This window comes from Sphingomonas kyeonggiensis, assembly GCF_014204495.1.
Classification (GTDB): Bacteria; Pseudomonadota; Alphaproteobacteria; order Sphingomonadales; family Sphingomonadaceae; genus Sphingomonas; species Sphingomonas kyeonggiensis_A.
The window spans coordinates 337,469-352,396 of sequence record NZ_JACHLN010000001.1 but is presented as its reverse complement, the minus strand read 5'-3'; the positions used below and the strand labels follow the sequence as shown (position 1 = coordinate 352,396).

16 protein-coding genes are annotated in these 14,928 nt (G+C 65.9%); 3 read left to right on the top strand and 13 right to left on the bottom strand.

The window, feature by feature from the left end; translation table 11 throughout:
• Positions 1 to 12 precede the first annotated feature (12 nt).
• Positions 13 to 1,728, bottom strand: coding sequence for a D-lactate dehydrogenase (gene dld / locus HNP52_RS01830; protein WP_184161666.1), 1,716 nt, complete (start codon positions 1,726 to 1,728; stop codon positions 13 to 15).
• Between the two features lie 283 nt (positions 1,729 to 2,011).
• Here dld and HNP52_RS01825 point away from each other — a divergent pair, with 283 nt between their 5' ends.
• On the top strand, positions 2,012 to 2,272 hold the full coding sequence (locus tag HNP52_RS01825; protein WP_184161663.1) for a hypothetical protein: 261 nt from the start codon (positions 2,012 to 2,014) through the stop codon (positions 2,270 to 2,272).
• Between the two features lie 30 nt (positions 2,273 to 2,302).
• Positions 2,303 to 2,632 carry a hypothetical protein gene (locus HNP52_RS01820; protein WP_184161660.1) on the top strand — a complete coding sequence of 110 codons (330 nt, stop codon included), beginning with the start codon at positions 2,303 to 2,305 and terminating at the stop codon, positions 2,630 to 2,632.
• Here HNP52_RS01820 and HNP52_RS01815 read toward each other — a convergent pair whose 3' ends face one another.
• The 8 genes from HNP52_RS01815 to HNP52_RS01780 form a co-directional block, all read right to left on the bottom strand.
• Complete coding sequence (locus HNP52_RS01815) at positions 2,633 to 3,031, bottom strand: HIRAN domain-containing protein (protein ID WP_184161657.1); 399 nt, start codon at positions 3,029 to 3,031, stop codon at positions 2,633 to 2,635.
• Entirely contained in the window at positions 3,028 to 3,396 is a 369-nt protein-coding gene (locus HNP52_RS01810; protein ID WP_184161654.1) for a hypothetical protein, read from the bottom strand. The genes HNP52_RS01815 and HNP52_RS01810 overlap by 4 nt, the downstream gene beginning before the upstream one ends.
• A 95-nt stretch (positions 3,397 to 3,491) precedes the next feature.
• A complete protein-coding gene (locus HNP52_RS01805; protein WP_184161650.1) occupies positions 3,492 to 3,851 on the bottom strand; it encodes a hypothetical protein in 360 nt (119 codons plus the stop codon).
• Between the two features lie 47 nt (positions 3,852 to 3,898).
• The gene (locus HNP52_RS01800; RefSeq protein WP_184161647.1) at positions 3,899 to 4,387 is read right to left on the bottom strand and encodes a lysozyme; all 489 of its coding nucleotides are present in this window, start codon (positions 4,385 to 4,387) and stop codon (positions 3,899 to 3,901) included.
• 22 nt (positions 4,388 to 4,409) lie between these two features.
• Positions 4,410 to 4,901 (bottom strand): hypothetical protein, encoded by a 492-nt coding sequence (locus HNP52_RS01795; protein ID WP_184161644.1) that lies wholly within the window; start codon positions 4,899 to 4,901, stop codon positions 4,410 to 4,412.
• On the bottom strand, positions 4,898 to 6,247 hold the full coding sequence (locus tag HNP52_RS23255) for a tail fiber domain-containing protein (RefSeq protein ID WP_221416073.1): 1,350 nt from the start codon (positions 6,245 to 6,247) through the stop codon (positions 4,898 to 4,900). Before HNP52_RS23255 ends, HNP52_RS01795 begins: the two co-directional genes overlap by 4 nt.
• Positions 6,248 to 6,249: 2 nt before the next feature.
• The gene (locus HNP52_RS01785; RefSeq protein WP_184161641.1) at positions 6,250 to 6,864 is read right to left on the bottom strand and encodes a DUF4376 domain-containing protein; all 615 of its coding nucleotides are present in this window, start codon (positions 6,862 to 6,864) and stop codon (positions 6,250 to 6,252) included.
• Complete coding sequence (locus tag HNP52_RS01780; RefSeq protein ID WP_184161638.1) at positions 6,861 to 10,118, bottom strand: hypothetical protein; 3,258 nt, start codon at positions 10,116 to 10,118, stop codon at positions 6,861 to 6,863. Before HNP52_RS01780 ends, HNP52_RS01785 begins: the two co-directional genes overlap by 4 nt.
• Positions 10,119 to 10,394: 276 nt before the next feature.
• On the opposite strand from HNP52_RS01780, the gene HNP52_RS01775 reads away from it, so the two are divergent.
• Complete coding sequence (locus tag HNP52_RS01775; RefSeq protein WP_184161633.1) at positions 10,395 to 10,733, top strand: hypothetical protein; 339 nt, start codon at positions 10,395 to 10,397, stop codon at positions 10,731 to 10,733.
• Here the strand turns inward: HNP52_RS01775 and HNP52_RS01770 are convergent.
• From HNP52_RS01770 to HNP52_RS01755, 4 genes are read right to left on the bottom strand one after another with little or no spacing between them, the layout of a single operon-like run.
• Positions 10,730 to 11,164 (bottom strand): DUF6950 family protein, encoded by a 435-nt coding sequence (locus HNP52_RS01770; RefSeq protein WP_184161630.1) that lies wholly within the window; start codon positions 11,162 to 11,164, stop codon positions 10,730 to 10,732. The two genes, HNP52_RS01775 and HNP52_RS01770, sit on opposite strands and share 4 nt — an antisense overlap.
• Positions 11,161 to 11,811 (bottom strand): hypothetical protein, encoded by a 651-nt coding sequence (locus HNP52_RS01765; RefSeq protein ID WP_184161628.1) that lies wholly within the window; start codon positions 11,809 to 11,811, stop codon positions 11,161 to 11,163. The genes HNP52_RS01770 and HNP52_RS01765 overlap by 4 nt, the downstream gene beginning before the upstream one ends.
• Before the next feature lie 2 nt (positions 11,812 to 11,813).
• Positions 11,814 to 12,410 carry a hypothetical protein gene (locus HNP52_RS01760; RefSeq protein WP_184161625.1) on the bottom strand — a complete coding sequence of 199 codons (597 nt, stop codon included), beginning with the start codon at positions 12,408 to 12,410 and terminating at the stop codon, positions 11,814 to 11,816.
• A 1-nt stretch (position 12,411) separates the two neighbouring features.
• Positions 12,412 to 14,904 (bottom strand): hypothetical protein, encoded by a 2,493-nt coding sequence (locus HNP52_RS01755; protein ID WP_184161622.1) that lies wholly within the window; start codon positions 14,902 to 14,904, stop codon positions 12,412 to 12,414.
• Positions 14,905 to 14,928 lie beyond the last annotated feature (24 nt).

Genomic DNA, 14,928 nt, shown 5'->3' with positions numbered 1-14,928 from the left:
TCCAGCGGCGCCTTATCCCGCCTTGTGGTTTTTCCGGCGCGAGGTCTTGCCGATCCCGGGATTGAAGAGATTGGCCGGATCGAGCGCCTCGTAGAAGGCCGCCAGGTTTGGCGCCGCGGGATAGGTATGGCCGACATTATGCTCGGCCGGATAGCGCGCGCCCCTTCTGTCCAGCAGGTCGAGCATCGCTGTCTTGATTGCATCGGGATCGGCGCCTGCCGTCAGGACATAGTCCTGGTGCAGCACATGGCAGAGGAAGTGACCGTAATAGATGCGGTGGGCGACCTGCTCGCTGATCTCGGCCGGAAGCGTCTCGAACCAGTCGGCATCGTTGCGGCGAAGCGCGATGTCGAGCGACAGGACGCCCGCCGATTGCCGCGTGTGCAGCGCTCGATACCGGATCGCCGCGCCCGCGATCACGAAGCGGTGGAGAAACGCCTTGGCCGCTTCCGCCGGCGTGCATTCGACGTGCGCCGCATCCTTGCCGGCGCCCCATTCGTCGAGCAGCGCGCGCATTTCCGGGACCGCGCCGGCCGACACCTTGATCAGGAGGAGGTGCTCGAACCGGTCGCGCCATTCGCGCAGCCGGGGGGACAGATGGTCCGGCAGCCAGCGTGCCAGTCCGTGCAGCAGTCGATCGACGGCATTGGCCGGCATCCACCGCCAGCGCTCGAGCATCGCGTCGACGCGGCTCTTCAGCGCGAAGAACCTGGGAAGCCGGTCCGTCCCCAGCTTCTCGATCAGCAGGAACTGGTCCTTGCCATAGGTGTCGGCGAGATCGAACGCTTCGCGATGCAGATATTCCGCGGCGATCGGGAGCGGGCGATCGTCGCTCAGGATGGCGCGACGCAGCGTCGCGAACTGGGCGGGATCATTGCAGCCGACCAGGAAGGTATGGGTGTCCTTCTCCAGCGCGAACGTGTCGAGCCGGACCGCGAAGACCGCGAGCTTGCCCGCGGATCCCGAGGCTTCGTGCAGGCACCTCTTGTCCGCATTGTAGCGCGCGGGCGTATCCGCATCGACATCGCGGACCTGGCTGGCATAGTCCTTGTCGCTGGCCGACTTGCCGGGGGTCTCGTCCGCCATCCGCGGAAATGCCCCGGTGTCGAGCTGGTGCAGGATCTCGACGGGGTCGTCCCCCAGGTCGATGCCGAGATGATTGACCAGTTCGATGCCGCCATCGGCCGTCGACCGGGCGAACAAAGCATAGTCGGTATAGGCGACGCCCCGTCGCACCAGCGACCCGCCCGAATTGTTGCAGACGCCGCCGACGATCGACGCGCCGAAGCAGGAGGAGCCGATCACGGAGTGCGGCTCCCGGCCCAGCGGCTTCAGCGCGCTTTCGAGCGCGTGAAGCGTCGCCCCGGGAAGGCAGATCGCCTGGCGCCCCTCGTTGATCGGGGTGATGCCGCCGATCCGCAGGGTGCTGATGATCACGATCGGCCGGTCATATCCGCCCGGCGCCGGCGTGGAGCCGCCGGTCAGGCCGGTATTGGCGGCCTGAACGATCATCGGCGCGCCGAAGCGGGTACAGGCCTCGATCGCGCGCCACATCTCCACCAGCGATCCCGGTCGGACCACGGCAAGGGCATCGCCCGCCGCGGTTCGAAAACCGGTGCGATAGAAGCGGGTGCGCCTGGGATCGGTCAGGACATGGCGCGCGCCGACGGCGCCTTCGAGCGCCTTGAGGAGATCGTCCCGAACCTGCGTTTCTTCGCCCACCGTCATTCCCGTCAGCTGCAGCGCGTGCGCAGGCCGGGCCCAAATGGAAATTGCGCGGATCCGGATGGGCGCATGTGCGCGGAGAGGCGGTGGTGGGTCCGCCGGGATTCGAACCCGGGACCTCTCGATTAAAAGTCGATTGGAAAGCCTTATATTTCAAAGGGTATTTCTACATCTTCCCGTTCCGTTCCACACCACTGCCCCGAGGGGTAGCAGGATTTGTCAAAATGCAAAAGCGCTGATATGTTCTATCAATGTTCCGGTCCCTTGTCACGCCCAGGTCGTAACGATGATCCTGCTTCCCAATGAACGGCGTGCGCGCCTGGGCGAGCTGGTGCGGCAACATAAGGCGAACCGGCGCGACCTCTCCCGTTTCATGGGGCGAGGCGACAGCTATCTCTCTGACTATCTGACCCGGAGCGTCCCCTACGACCTGACCGAGCAGGATCGGGATCTGCTTGCCCGATACTTCGGCGTCGACAAGGACACGCTCCGGCCGGTGCCGCCCAAGCCGCGCCCGAGGCAGGGCCAATATCGCCAGCGCTGGTAACATCGGCGATGCCGATGCTATCCCTTTCGCATGAGAGATCGGCACCAGACCGCGCTGCGCATGCGCGATGAGGGCGCTACCTTCCGCGCGATCGGCGAGGCACTTGGGGTGAGCCCCAGCCGGGCGAACGTCATCTATCAGCGGGCCTTGGTGGTGAAAGCGGAAGAGACGGCCGGCCTAGGCTCGCAGGCGATCCGGATCGTCCGGAACTATCGCGGATGCCTCACCGAGCTGGCGACGCGCGCGGAGCTGGATCCTGACGCCGCCGTGGTCACGCTGATCCAAGAGCCCAACTGCTTGCGCCGGCACGCGCTGGAGATCATCGCCTGGCTTGCCGCCGGCAACCGCGAGAAGCCCTGATCAGGCGCCCCAGTCGGGCGCAGGTTCATCCGGGTAGAAGTCCGGCTCGGGATCGCCCGCCGAAGCGCGTTGGGGAAGGGTAGGAGCACCGCCGCCGAACCGGACGCGAATTGCCGCCGCAGTGGGCATCAGCTCCTGAAAGACTGCCTCAGCCGGCTCACCGGATCGCAGCTTGCCGCCGATCCATGGCGCTCGCTCGGCCGTGAGGTAGCCGAGCTGGACGCCGCGGCTGCTAAATACCGCTACCGCATATTCGTCGTGCTTGTTCTTCGGCTCCGGCCGGAGCTCGACCGGCTCGCCGGGAACGCATAGCTGGCACTCGAACCGGCGGTTGCTGCCGTCGGCATTCGCATAGCCGATGCCAACGACGGCCAGGCTCAACTCGCGTTCCGTGTTCAATCGGACATCTCCTCGCGCTCGCGCCCGTCCAGCAGCTGGGAACGGGCCGCTTCATATTTGTGGTCGCGCGGCATGCCGGCCGCAGTGGCGATCGCGTTAAGGCAAGAGTTCATCATCTGCCATCGACCAAACCCGGCCGAGGTGCGCGTATCGACGTCGCCCTCTCGGGTGAGATACTCCCAATAGGTCCGGCTGGCATGCGCGGGATCAACGCCGCGATCGTCGCGGCTGATGGCGTAGAGATAGCCCAGAGCCAGGCGCACGGCTGCGCTCGGACGCAACCGGCCCTCGCGCGTCGCGCGTCGCGCCTCGTCCTCAAGAACGCAAAGGGCATGGAAGGTCAGCCGGGACAGATCAACTCGCATGCCCGGAACATGACAGGAACATCCGATTCGCCCCAAACGAAAACGCCCCGAGGGTTCCCCCGGGGCGCTCAGCCTGTCGATAATGATCGGGGCATTCAGCCGGGTGGCTCGATCGCAACCTGCAGGGCTTCGTGCGCTTCATTGCTCCGCTCGACCGCGTTCATAAGCCGGACCTTGTCCGCAGGACTGAGCGCGTCGCCCGGAGGATAGGTTAGCCGGGCAGCGGTCAAGCCCTCAAACGCGGCGCGGTCGCCGAGGGCCACCTTGCTTCGTGTCGCGCTATCGAGCGCGCCAGCACCGAATGAAGCAAGCTCGGCCGTGACCGCGTAGCCCGTCTCAATGCCGATGGCTCGGTCGGCCGCCTTGGCGATGCTCACCTCGGTCGGTGGCCGCGGACCGAACGACGCGCACGCGGAAAGGCTCGCCGCTAGGGCGAGCATCAGGATCATCTTCATGATCGTCTCCTTGGGATTTGCCGCGAGGCCGCGCGGCACGGATGGCTTCAGATCGAGAAGGACCTGCCCTGGTAGGCTGCAGCTTCGGCGGTGCGCCGGCGGGTCAGGCCCGCCATCACCTTCCCGTTCGCCTTGTTCCAGCGCGCGAACTGCGCCGCGGCGCCGGTATGGTCACCGGCCCGGTGAAGCCTGAGCAGCGTGCTCGAGCGGAAGTTGTCCACCCCGATGTTGTAAGCGAGACTCACCATCGCATCGAACTGGTCCGCATCGGTCGGCGCGGTGCCGAGCAACGCTGCGATCTGGGCGGCGAACGCCACCAGGTCGCGCTCGAAACGGGCATCGCATTGCGCCTGCGACCAGACGGTGCCGCGCTTGATGTCCGGCCCTGTGGAACCCCATCCGATCGTCCAGGGTGCACCACCGGTTGCGGGATCGGGATAGGCCAGGAAGCTGCCGTTTGGCTGCCTCTTCTCGCAGCCCTCGAACCCCTTGATGATGGCGCGAGCCTTCGCCCCCGCCTGAAGCGTGGTTGCCATGCTGGTACTCCTTTCGATGCGGTTACTTCGGGGGAATGGGGGCCTGCGGGTGAGGCTTGAGCGCCACATACTGGTCAGGCGCACGCCCATCGATCGTGTCGGCGACGATCGCCTCCCCGGAGCGGGCTACCTGCACTTCCTGTCGAACAACCCCGATCGTCTCTTCGGCGAGCACCCGCACTTCGCTATCCACCTTGGCCACGAAGCGGTCGGCATAGAGCTTCACCAACCGATCTGCACCCACGGCGCAAAGCGCGCTCACCAAGGCCGCCGGCTCCCCCTGGATGCCCGCCTGCTTGGCCAGGGTGTAGGCGATCAATATTACGGTGGGCAGCAACAGCACGTCGGACAGCACCATCCACGCCCTTATCTTAACGCCCTTCTTGAGGAGTAGTGCGTAGCGTGCGGCCAGGCCACAGGTCACCCCAAGCAGGATCCAGCCGTACTTCGCGGCGACCCCTTCAAACACTGGCGTCATCGTCCGCCCCCTTTCAAATGCGATAGTCATGATCATGCCTGCCGAGCGGACGCTGCGAGCAGGAACATGGCCAGTTCCTCGTAGCGGATGCCCCAGCGCTCGACCGGCCTGCCCTGATCATCGAGCGCCGGCACAGCTTTGGTCACCGGCTGCTCGATCGTCACCATGACCGGCTCCAGGTGCACGGCCTGCTGCATGATGGGAGCGCCCTCCGCATCCTCGCCGATCCGGAGCATGACGGCCGCCCCGTGTTCATCGACGACCGGGATCTCTTCGAACACCGGCCGCATATCGTTGACGGTGCGCACCAGCGCTCGCGCGACGCCGTCCTCCACCACGATGGTGGTTTCGTCTCGCTCGTAGGGCTCGGTCTTCTGCACGCGGACCTGCTCCATCACCTCCACCTCCGCCATGAGAGGATCTCGGCACAGGAAGGCGTAAGCGAAGGGATCTTCGATGCCGGCGGCGAGGCCGGCGGCATGCACCTCCTGGGCGAGAACGCCGAAGTGCAGCCGCGCCGCATCACCCTTCGCCGCGATCGCATCGTTGAAGCGATAGGGAAGGATGCGGATCGCGCGTGCCCAGGCGATCTCCTCGGCCGTCAGCTCACCCTCACCACGGACGGTCTTGAGCGCGGCATCCGACGTGTTGATGGTCGAGGTTGCCGCATAGACGGTACCAAAGCGGCGGGACGCGGAGCCCAGATTACGCGCATTATCGGCACCCGGGATGATGCTGCCCGACGTGTCGCAGCGGAAGGCCTCTGTCGTGCCCGCCACCTGGATGATCATCGCCCCGGCATTCTGAACGATGCGCCCGGAATAGGAGGTGTCCGCCAACTGGATCGTCGCGCCGACGCCGGCAGTGTTCTCGAGCGCCAGCAGCGAAGTACTTCCCTGCCGAGCATTGATCCGCCACCCGCCGGGGTTGGTGGTGCCCAAGCCAAGGTTCCCGGACTCGTCCAGCCGAGCACTCTCCACCATGGTCGCGGTCGCGCCGGCAGTGCCAACGGCCGCCGTCAGGAAGATGTGCCGGCCCGCGCTCTGCTGGTAGGCCGAGCCAGCGGCACCCGTCTTCCGATACTGGAAGGTGCCGGCAAAGCCGCCAGTCGGTCGATCCAGGTTGTTCAGTATGTAGAACCGCTCATCGTTGGTATCGACGGATTGATGCAGCAGGGTCGGGTGTGCGCCGCCCTGGCTGACAGTGAGCGATCGGCCATATCCGTCAATCGGCGTGTCTCCCCATCCGAAATTGGCCGCTGCGGTGATGATCGGGAGGGTGCCCGTGAACCGGTACGGAACCCCGCCGCGCACAAGGACGATCCCGTCCGTCGCGGCGATCGTGTTGGTCGCGGCTAGCGCGGAATAGTCGGTATCGGCCACGGTCAGCTCTCCGGTTCAGTGGGTGGATCGCCGGCTTCGGGTGGTTCGGGATAGCCGGCGGTGATGTCGATCAGCAGGATCTCGGCAGCGGTGGCTCCCTCGGCGACCGCCGTATCGAGCGCGTTGCGCACGCTCTGGCTCGCGGCGTGGCAGAGCCCCTGGAATGTCGCCACGCTGACACCCAGCGCGATCACCTGGCCGGCATCGAGGGTGTGCTGGCGATTGTCGTGATCGGTGAACGTCAGAGAGTACGGCTCGTTCGCCGCCTGCGCGAGCGTGGCCATCTGGACCGCTCCGGCGATCGTGAGGCGGCTCTCTAGGTCGCAATCGGCAATAATCACGTCGCCGGCGAGCACACCCATGATCGGCAATGGCGCGTTGCGGCGCTGCTCGCGGTAGACCTTCGCCGCCTCCCACCGATCATTCCGCGCCTGCTCGGGCGTTGCGCGCAGCACGACAGCGTCAAGTTCCCAATCCCAGCGCTCTCGCGTCAGGTCTAGCTCGTGCTCCAGCTCCGCGAGCTCGAAGAGATCACCGTCGTACGGCGCGTAAGGGCCGTCGCAGCTGACGAGTTGCTCCTCGCCCGTGGCGCGATCGCGGACCATCCACCAGGTCACGAGCCGGTCCCCGCGAACGTGCCCGAAAACGACATCGTCTGGCCGCTGGTGCCGGATGCCTTTCGGAAGGTGAGGCGGAACTCATAGGTGCTGCCCGCCGTCAGCCCGGTCTTCGTCACATTGACGTCGAGCGTGGTGTCCGTCGGGCCGTTGGTCTTGTCGTAGCTGGCGGGGCCGTTGCTGAGATACTCTGAACCGACGTCCGCCCAGCTGCCGCCCGGCACCCGCCATTGGGGCTTCGCGTAACCCGACTGCGAATAGACCCCGCTTGGCGCGTAAAGCGAAACGGTGAGCGAGGTGCTGAGCGCGACTTGGCCGGCTGTGCCGGCGACGCAGGTGAAGGAAGCGCTGTCCGCCCCGCCATAGCTGGTGGAGGTGCTGGACGCGCTTGCGTTGACCGATCCGGAGGTGCCCGGATTGCCGGTGCTGCCCGTGTTGACCGGCGCCGCAGCGCGGGACCGCTGGACGATGACAGGGAAGTCGCGGGTCACGCCATTGTAGGTCGATCGGATCGTGAAGCTGGCCGAGTCCTTGCTGACGGCCGTGATGTTCGCCACGCCGTCGCCCGCGCCGATCGTCAGCGTCACCCCGTCCGCTGCGATGATCGACCATGCGGTCGCAGTGGTGACATCGGTCGAGCCCTGCAGTCGCTTGTAGGGGAAGTCCTTCGGCACCGCGCCCGCGTCGAGCACGCCGAGATAGTTGGCGTTAAAGCTGAGTGGCGTCGGCCCAGTGACGGAAGGCTGCACGAGCGCGGTGTTGTCGGCTGTCGAGATCCATGCGGCGCCGTTCCAGCGCGCGAGCACGCCGGTGCTGCCATTGTACCAGAGATCGCCTACCGCTGTCGCCGCCGGCACGCCGGTTCCGGTGAAGGTGGTGACCTTGCCGTCGGCAGTCCCCTGGGCGCCGGCGGCCGCCGCGATCGCGGCCGCGATGCCCGTATCGCGCACCAGCACCCAGGCTCCGCCGGCCGCTGAGTTGGCCGATGCGCGGTACAGCTTGTTGCCGTCGTCGGTGTCGGTCCAGAGGTCGCCCTCGCCGAAAACAGCGGGTGCGCCGGGCTGATAGAAGGAGTCGATCTTCCCGTCGGCCGTCGCCTGCGCATTGGCCGCGTCGGATAGTGCCTGGGTGATCTGAGCGATCTGCGCGGGCGTGGCACCCACCGTCGCCACTTCCGACCAGGATGCGCCGTTCCAGCGCTTCAGCGACTGGGTGCTCGGCTGATACCAAAGGTCGCCGAAGCTCTCGGCGGTGGGCGTGGCCTCCTGGTTGAAGGTGGCAACCTTGCCGTCGGCGGTCGCCTGGGCGCCCGCCGCGTCGGTGAGCGCTTGCGCAATGCGCTGGTCAGGCGCCGGTGCCCAAGGCGGATAGACGATCGCAGCACCACCGAAGGTGACCACGGTGCCGCCGATCGAGAGCCGGCCGCTGCCAGGGAGGCGCCGATATTCGAAGTTGCCCGCATCGGTATCGACCCAGCGATCATTCTCGGCGCTCTCTGCGGCGGTCGGCGGCGACACCTGGTAGAAGATGGTGCTTTTGCCGCTGGCGAGATCCTGCGCCGCTTCGGCAAGGCCGAGCGCGGCAGCCGCGTTGTCCGCAGCGGTGTCCGCGGTGGTGACTTCTGGCCCCAGAATGCGCCGACCGCCCAGAACTCCGCGCGATCGATAGCTGACGGCGACTTCGTAGGCTGTGGAGGGAAGCACCCCCGAGATTTCCTTGCGCGCAGTCGTGACCGGCTCGACACCGGCCACGCTCCAATTGGCGTCGGCCGCCTGCCCGTTGACGAACCGCCGGTATTCGAAAACCACGCTTTCTGCAGATCCGGCATCGACGGCGCCCGTAACTACCAGAGCCGGGAAGGTCACGCCGTCCTTCGTCAGGCCTGTCTCGGAGATATCCCAGGCCGCCGCGCCGGGCACCGGGACCAGCGGCGGGCCAGAGAGGGCGGGAGTCGACGGGGGCGTAGTAGTCTGGCCGAGCGCGAAAGGATGCTTGCCCGGCGTTTCGCTCCGCGCCGTCATCGTCGCGATACCAGAGCCGGGGTCGAGATCGCGGTTGAGCAGGAGGATCGTCTGGCCGTTGAGGCCCATCTCCGGCAGCTGCGCGGTTACACAGTCGCCGGGCTTGAAGCCCATCCAGAACAGCTTGAGCGGCAGCACGATCGGGCCGAACTCACGCGCGTTCTCGATGTCGTAGCGGACCGCCGTGGCGACCTGGTTCGCGTCCTGGATGAACGCATAGTCGAGCACCTTCGATCGCTTGCCGCGATCGGCTGCGACATATTCGGGCACAGAGATTGGAGGACCGGGCAGCAGCTGCCAGTTGTTCGCCTCGAGGCGGTAGCGCGGCGTGACCGTGTTGATGCGCGCGCGGCGCGGCTGCGTTGCCGCGACCGAAGCCTCGCCGACGACATCGTCGATGGTGATCGTGGCCAAGCTGACCTTGGGCGCATTCACAAGGCAGCTGATCTTTGCTCCCAGTGCGAGGGGCTCGCCCATGCCAGCCTGCAAGAGCTTCTTCAGGCTGTCCCATTTGTTGTCACCCGAGAAGATGACCCCGCCGACCTTCCAGCCGTTCGCCTGGGCGATGTTGGCCCCGTCGACGAACGATGCGACGTCGATCCCAGCCCAGGGAGCACCCATGCCCATGACGCGCTGGTACTTCGACGTCGGGTCGTTTCGATCGCGCTGCCAGATGCCGTGCACCCACTTGAGGCCATGAAGATACGGGTCCTCGGAATATTCCCAGGTCGCGACGGCGGCGTCGTACGCTGCAGTGTCCGCCGGGTCGGCCATGCGATGGGGGCCGCTTCCGCCAGGATAGGTGCTGTCCTTGCGCGGATCGTAGCAAAGGCCGCCTTCGACCACCCACATCGGGGCGGGCACGCCATTTTGGTAAAGCTTGGCCTTCGTATCGAAGCGCAGGGTCCAGGCGGCTGCCGCGAGGCCTGAGAGCTTGTGGGCGGCCGACCATCCGGGCGGCGTGCCGGCACCCGTACCGAAGCCAAGCGCAGCCGGCTGCGGCAACAGGCCGAGCTGCGTCGTCATCCACATGAAACCGGCAAAGGTGCCGATGGCCTGGCCGACGCCGTTGAACGCAACGGCGGTGCGATCGGCGGTGAACCCGCCCACCGACTTCACCGGCCCGACAGAGAGCACCGACACGAAGGACTGCCGGTCGTTGTCGCCGGCGTCGCTGGTGTTGAAGCCTTTGCGCAGCACGATGTTGCCCGCCGACCCCGTCCTGCCAACCACATAGGGGAGGCCGGCGTCGGGATCGGCGCTGAAACTTGTTTGAGACCCTGTCGCCTGCGCCGATGGGGGTTTTGCAGTCAGCCTCGCTGCCAAGGCCAGACCGGCGGCAGCGATAGAGGCAACTGCCGTAACGGTAGCGGCTGAAACGCCAAGTGTTGCACCAACGGCGGCACCAACACCCGGAATGGCGACTGCCAACGCGACCACCGAAACGACTATGGCGGCTGTCTTGAGAACTTTGGACGTGATAGCCTCCTCTTAAACAGGGGAGATTCGATGATCGCAACGCAGTTGGCGGCACTGCTCGTAGGAGTGCTCACGCAAGTGAGCGCGGGTGCGCCTTCGCCAAAAATGCTTGCAAGGGACCCCGTCATGACGCTGACGAGCGGCCAGAGCCCAGATGCAGTGCAGCAATGCGTCGGGCTCGCTCTTGACGGGATCGGGCGGCCGCTGGCTTCGCGTGAACCTGGCAAGCGCTTCGTTACGTTCGGAAATATCGAGACGTCGCCAGTGCTGATTACGATCTACGAAGAGACGCCGACCAGAATCGAAGTGCGGCGATCATTCGCATTGAACAAGAAATGGCGTAATCGGATAAGGTTCTGCGCCAGCTAATGCCGCGGCGGAGCCCTCCACGCGTCAACATATTCGAGTGGCTGGATAACCTGGACGCCCCCAGCGACGTCTTCGTGGTAAGCTGCTGCCCGACCGTTCCCGAGCGCGATGGCAAACGCCCCGAGGCCATCAACCGCTGGCAATTCCAGGATATCGCCGACGATGGCAGCCGCTGGGGCAATCCGCTCCAGGCCCAAATCATCGAGCGCGGCGCCCACCGACGAGAAGCCCGCTGCCCGCAGCGCCTTAGTCGCGCTCGCCACGGTGCGGTAGGATCCTGACGGCGGCAGCTTCACCTTATAGCCGAGCTTCCGCAGATGCGCCGCGATCATCCGGACGCAATCGTTCGTGCCCAGCCGAAGCGGCCTTGCCTTCCAGGCATCGAGGATCTGCTGCGCGGCATCACGCCGGCGCACGAGAGGGTCTGTCATTCGCGGTACTCGAGGCTGCCGTCTTCGAATTTGTAGAACTTGCCGAAGGCGTTCTGCACTACAGCCGACGGGTTGCCGGCCACTCCCCAGTAAACCGGCTCCGCAACGCCGGTTACGTATTCGAGGCCGAACTCGTTCGGGAAGATGCTGCGGTGGAAGCCGTCCGACAGGCGGGCGCTCTCATCATCCTCGAACAGGCGCTCGAAGACACTGACCACCTCGTAATCCAGCCGGCGGCCGTCACCGGACGAGATCAGCGACGGAACGTCCAGCTCCCCCAGAAACAGGAGGTGAGGGTCAGGGATCACCAACCCGGTAAGCGGATTGATTGCCCCGAACCAGACGCGCACCTGAGAACCCTGCATGTCGGGTGCGGCGAGCGCCGCCGCGGCGGCGTCGCCGCTCGGCAGAATGGTCAGCGAGAATGCTGGCGCGCTGTCGCCAGTGCCGTCGGTGATGTCCTCGACGTCGGAAAGCACCCCGTAGGTTGCGTCCTCACCGACATAGGTGCGGCCGCCGAAGGAAAGGAGGCCGGCACCATCGAGCAGGTTGACCTGGGCGGCGGGGAGGTCGATCGAAACCGCGCCGAAAACGGTCGGCGCGTCAGCGCGCAGGGCGCTGTCGAGAGCGGGTGTGAGCGCGGTCATGGTCAGGCGCGCTCGGTGATGGTGATGGACGGCACCTGCATCTTGGCAATGCTCAGCTCGACATCGATGCTCTGGCCACCGACGATGCCCTCGATATAGGGCTTGGCGAATTCGCAAATCGCGCCGTTGGAGGGCTGGATCCGCAACATCGGGTGGATGCTCAATGTCACCTTGCCATCACCACCGGCTACCGCGTCTGCGCTCGCACAGTGCAGATAGCGCCGGCCACCATGGATGATGCTGAAGAACTGGCCCTCACGCACCTGGTAACCAGCCGTAAAGCCGCGCAGCAGGATCGCCGCCCCTGCCTGCCCAGCGCCATCGACCACCGGATTGCCGGGCACGCCGACCGAAAGCCCTGGCTGGGGAACTGGAAATAGTGCACCCTCAGTCTTCGCCCGGCGAAGGCGACTCGCGAGGATCCTGCCGTCAGGCTCCGGCTTGAGACGGGGATAGGAAATATCGAGGGCGAAGCGATTCCCAAGTCGATTGAGGCGCTGATACGCGCCACCCTGCGGAGCCTTCTGGTCAGCCCCCCAGTCGAGCAATCTGGGGACCGCGACCTTGGGAAGGCGCGGCTGAGGCAGTTCTATTGCCATGTCAGCCTCCCACCAGGCGCCGGCGAGCCCGGCGCGCCTGCTGCACGCCGGCGAGCGTGGCTGCGCCGGCTGCGATATGGGGCGCAGCCGCCTCCAATTGAGCACCCGAGATGCTGGCAACCTTCGCGTCAAAATAGTCGTTCGCAGCCACCTGGACCAACACCTTGACCGGCTGCTGACCCGCGCTGAGCAGACGGCGGGTCTCACCCGCCGGCGTGACCGCGGAGCCGCGCGGCATGCTGACGATCTCCGGGCCATTCTCGCCGACGAGCGACATGCCGCCCGACCAATACTCAGTGCCGGCCGCGTTGTGGCCGATCTCATGCACCAGATTCAGGCCGGAATTACCGCCACCAAAGAGCTTGCTGACGCTGCTGAACAGGGAGGTGACCGTCGGCAGCGCGTCGTTGCCGTTAATCAGGTTCTTGAGCGGGTTGAGCAGGGCGAGCTTGATGAACTCGTCCTGGATCATCTTGAGGATGGTCTTCCCAGCATTCCCCCAGCTCGACCAGGTGTTCTCGCTGAGGACGCTATCGACGAAGTCCGCCCCAAACGATCGCAGCTCGTCCATCGCGGTGCTGGTGCGGCGAACCTCCTCGGCAAGTGCGGCCTGGGCGTCAATGTTGCGCAACGCCGTCGCGAGGTCCTGCTCTGACAGGTCGAGCGTGCCGCGCCGAACATCCTGGATAAGCTTGAGCTTCTCGAGCTCGGCGGATCGCAGGTTGTCGTTTGCGCCAATCAGTTGACCTTCGCGGCGGAGGAGCTCGAGCCGGTCCTCCTGATCGCCAAACAACTGATCCCGCGCCTTGGTGCGCCGATCTTCGGCAGCAATGATGTCGTCGATCGCCTTCTTCTCGGCCCCGGCATCCGATCGGATGCCGTCAATCCCGATGGCCTTACCCAAGGCATCGGCCCTGGATCCCGCGTAGATGCCGAACGCGCCATCGCGAAACATCGCAGCCTGATCACCATCAATCAGGCCGGCGCCCGCAAGCTTAGCGATCTTCTCCAATTCCTCCCGATACGTACGCGCGGCGCCCGCCACTGGATCATAGCGGCCTTCCAGGGCGCGCAGTTCGGACGCTAGGTCGCGCACCGCGCTGACATCTGCGCTATGCGTCGATCCTGAGCTGCGCCCCCCGCGGTCAGCGCGCCGAGCCGCCTCCGTATCCGCATCTCGGGCCGCTCGCAGCTTGTCGATCTCCTGGCCGTATTGCTGTTGGCTGATCTTGCCGGCCGTGTATCGCTTCTCGAGAGCCTCCAGGCCGCGCTCGTACCGCGCAGTGGCGGCGGCCGCCTTGTCAGCGCGCTCTTCCGCCTCAGCGCGCAAAATCGGCACCTCGGCAACGCGAACTGCGGCGACGCGGGCCGCGATGGCTTTCTCGTTGTCATTCAGCTGCCGATAGAGCGCGTCGCGCGCGGTCGTGAGCTCATTGAGCCGCTGGGTGGGCGCGAGAACATTCGCGGTGCCGGTGATGCCGCCCATTCCCAGTCCCGACTTCTGCGCGTTGAGATCCGCAAGCGCCTTTCTAAGCGTCGCAGCGGTCGCATCCCGGGTCGCCTTGGCCTCCTCCACGCGCTGCTGCGCGAGAGCGAGAGACTCAGCCCGGGCCTGCCTTGAGGTCTGGATGCTCCGGCGAAGCGCGGACTCCTGGTCCTCGATGGCCTTCTGCAGCTGCTGTTCCGCTTCGGCGTGCTTCTTCGCGGCGTCTGCAGCTCCTTCCGAAGCGGCACTGGCCTTGAACAGATGATCCGTCAGCGCCCCGAGGACCAGGAGGCCGCCGGTTATCGCGAGACCCCAAGGGCCGACCATGAAATTGGCGACCGCGCCCAATTTGCCCTCGAGGTGGACCATCTGGCCGGCGGCCTGGCCGCCCTGGATGGCGAGCACCGAGAGGATGTTGGTGCCCATCGAGATCTGGGTGAAGGCGTCCTGCGCTTGAAAAGATAGCCCCTGCATGGCGGCGCGATGCGCGTTGGCGCTCGCACCACCGCGCGCTTGCGCTGCCGTAACGGCGTCCAGTGCGGTCTTCTCTATCCGCAGCTTCGCCACATATTCATCCAGCGAGATCGCGCCGGCGGAAATGAGCACCCGCGCCTCTGCCATCTCGGCGTCGAACCGGCCTTGCGCGACGGTTAGAGGATCGATCGCGGCGCGGAGGGCGCGCGCGCCGGCCTCGAGGCGCTCTTGCTCGGCGAATAGCTCGCGGAAAGCGGCCGCCGACTGCCGAGCGGAGCCCTCCCACTGCCCGAAGCCCGTGCCGTTGGCGTCGTTGATGCGCATCTGCATCTGCGACTGCGGCATGATCATTGCGAGCTTCGCCGCCGCATTGGCCTGCCGCTGCATGGCCGCTTGCACGTCCGCGTCCGCGCGCTCGAAGGACTTTGCCCAGCGCTTCGCCGCGGCATCGCCACCGTTTGCGATCTCGTCCAGATCCGCGCGGACCTGAGCTTTGCCCTCCGTGCCTAGCCGAATGGAGACGTTACGCGCCATGCCACCAGCCTCCCTTCAACCTTC

What these genes read in the sequence shown, in the direction of transcription:
- dld (WP_184161666.1), bottom strand. Translation starts at nt 1,728, where the DNA reads ATGACGGTGGGCGAAGAAACGCAGGTTCGGGACGATCTCCTCAAGGCG.
- HNP52_RS01825 (WP_184161663.1), top strand. Translation starts at nt 2,012, where the DNA reads ATGATCCTGCTTCCCAATGAACGGCGTGCGCGCCTGGGCGAGCTGGTG.
- HNP52_RS01820 (WP_184161660.1), top strand. Translation starts at nt 2,303, where the DNA reads ATGAGAGATCGGCACCAGACCGCGCTGCGCATGCGCGATGAGGGCGCT.
- HNP52_RS01810 (WP_184161654.1), bottom strand. Translation starts at nt 3,396, where the DNA reads ATGCGAGTTGATCTGTCCCGGCTGACCTTCCATGCCCTTTGCGTTCTT.
- HNP52_RS01805 (WP_184161650.1), bottom strand. Translation starts at nt 3,851, where the DNA reads ATGAAGATGATCCTGATGCTCGCCCTAGCGGCGAGCCTTTCCGCGTGC.
- HNP52_RS01800 (WP_184161647.1), bottom strand. Translation starts at nt 4,387, where the DNA reads ATGGCAACCACGCTTCAGGCGGGGGCGAAGGCTCGCGCCATCATCAAG.
- HNP52_RS01795 (WP_184161644.1), bottom strand. Translation starts at nt 4,901, where the DNA reads ATGATCATGACTATCGCATTTGAAAGGGGGCGGACGATGACGCCAGTG.
- HNP52_RS01775 (WP_184161633.1), top strand. Translation starts at nt 10,395, where the DNA reads ATGATCGCAACGCAGTTGGCGGCACTGCTCGTAGGAGTGCTCACGCAA.
- HNP52_RS01770 (WP_184161630.1), bottom strand. Translation starts at nt 11,164, where the DNA reads ATGACAGACCCTCTCGTGCGCCGGCGTGATGCCGCGCAGCAGATCCTC.
- HNP52_RS01765 (WP_184161628.1), bottom strand. Translation starts at nt 11,811, where the DNA reads ATGACCGCGCTCACACCCGCTCTCGACAGCGCCCTGCGCGCTGACGCG.
- HNP52_RS01760 (WP_184161625.1), bottom strand. Translation starts at nt 12,410, where the DNA reads ATGGCAATAGAACTGCCTCAGCCGCGCCTTCCCAAGGTCGCGGTCCCC.
- HNP52_RS01755 (WP_184161622.1), bottom strand. Translation starts at nt 14,904, where the DNA reads ATGGCGCGTAACGTCTCCATTCGGCTAGGCACGGAGGGCAAAGCTCAG.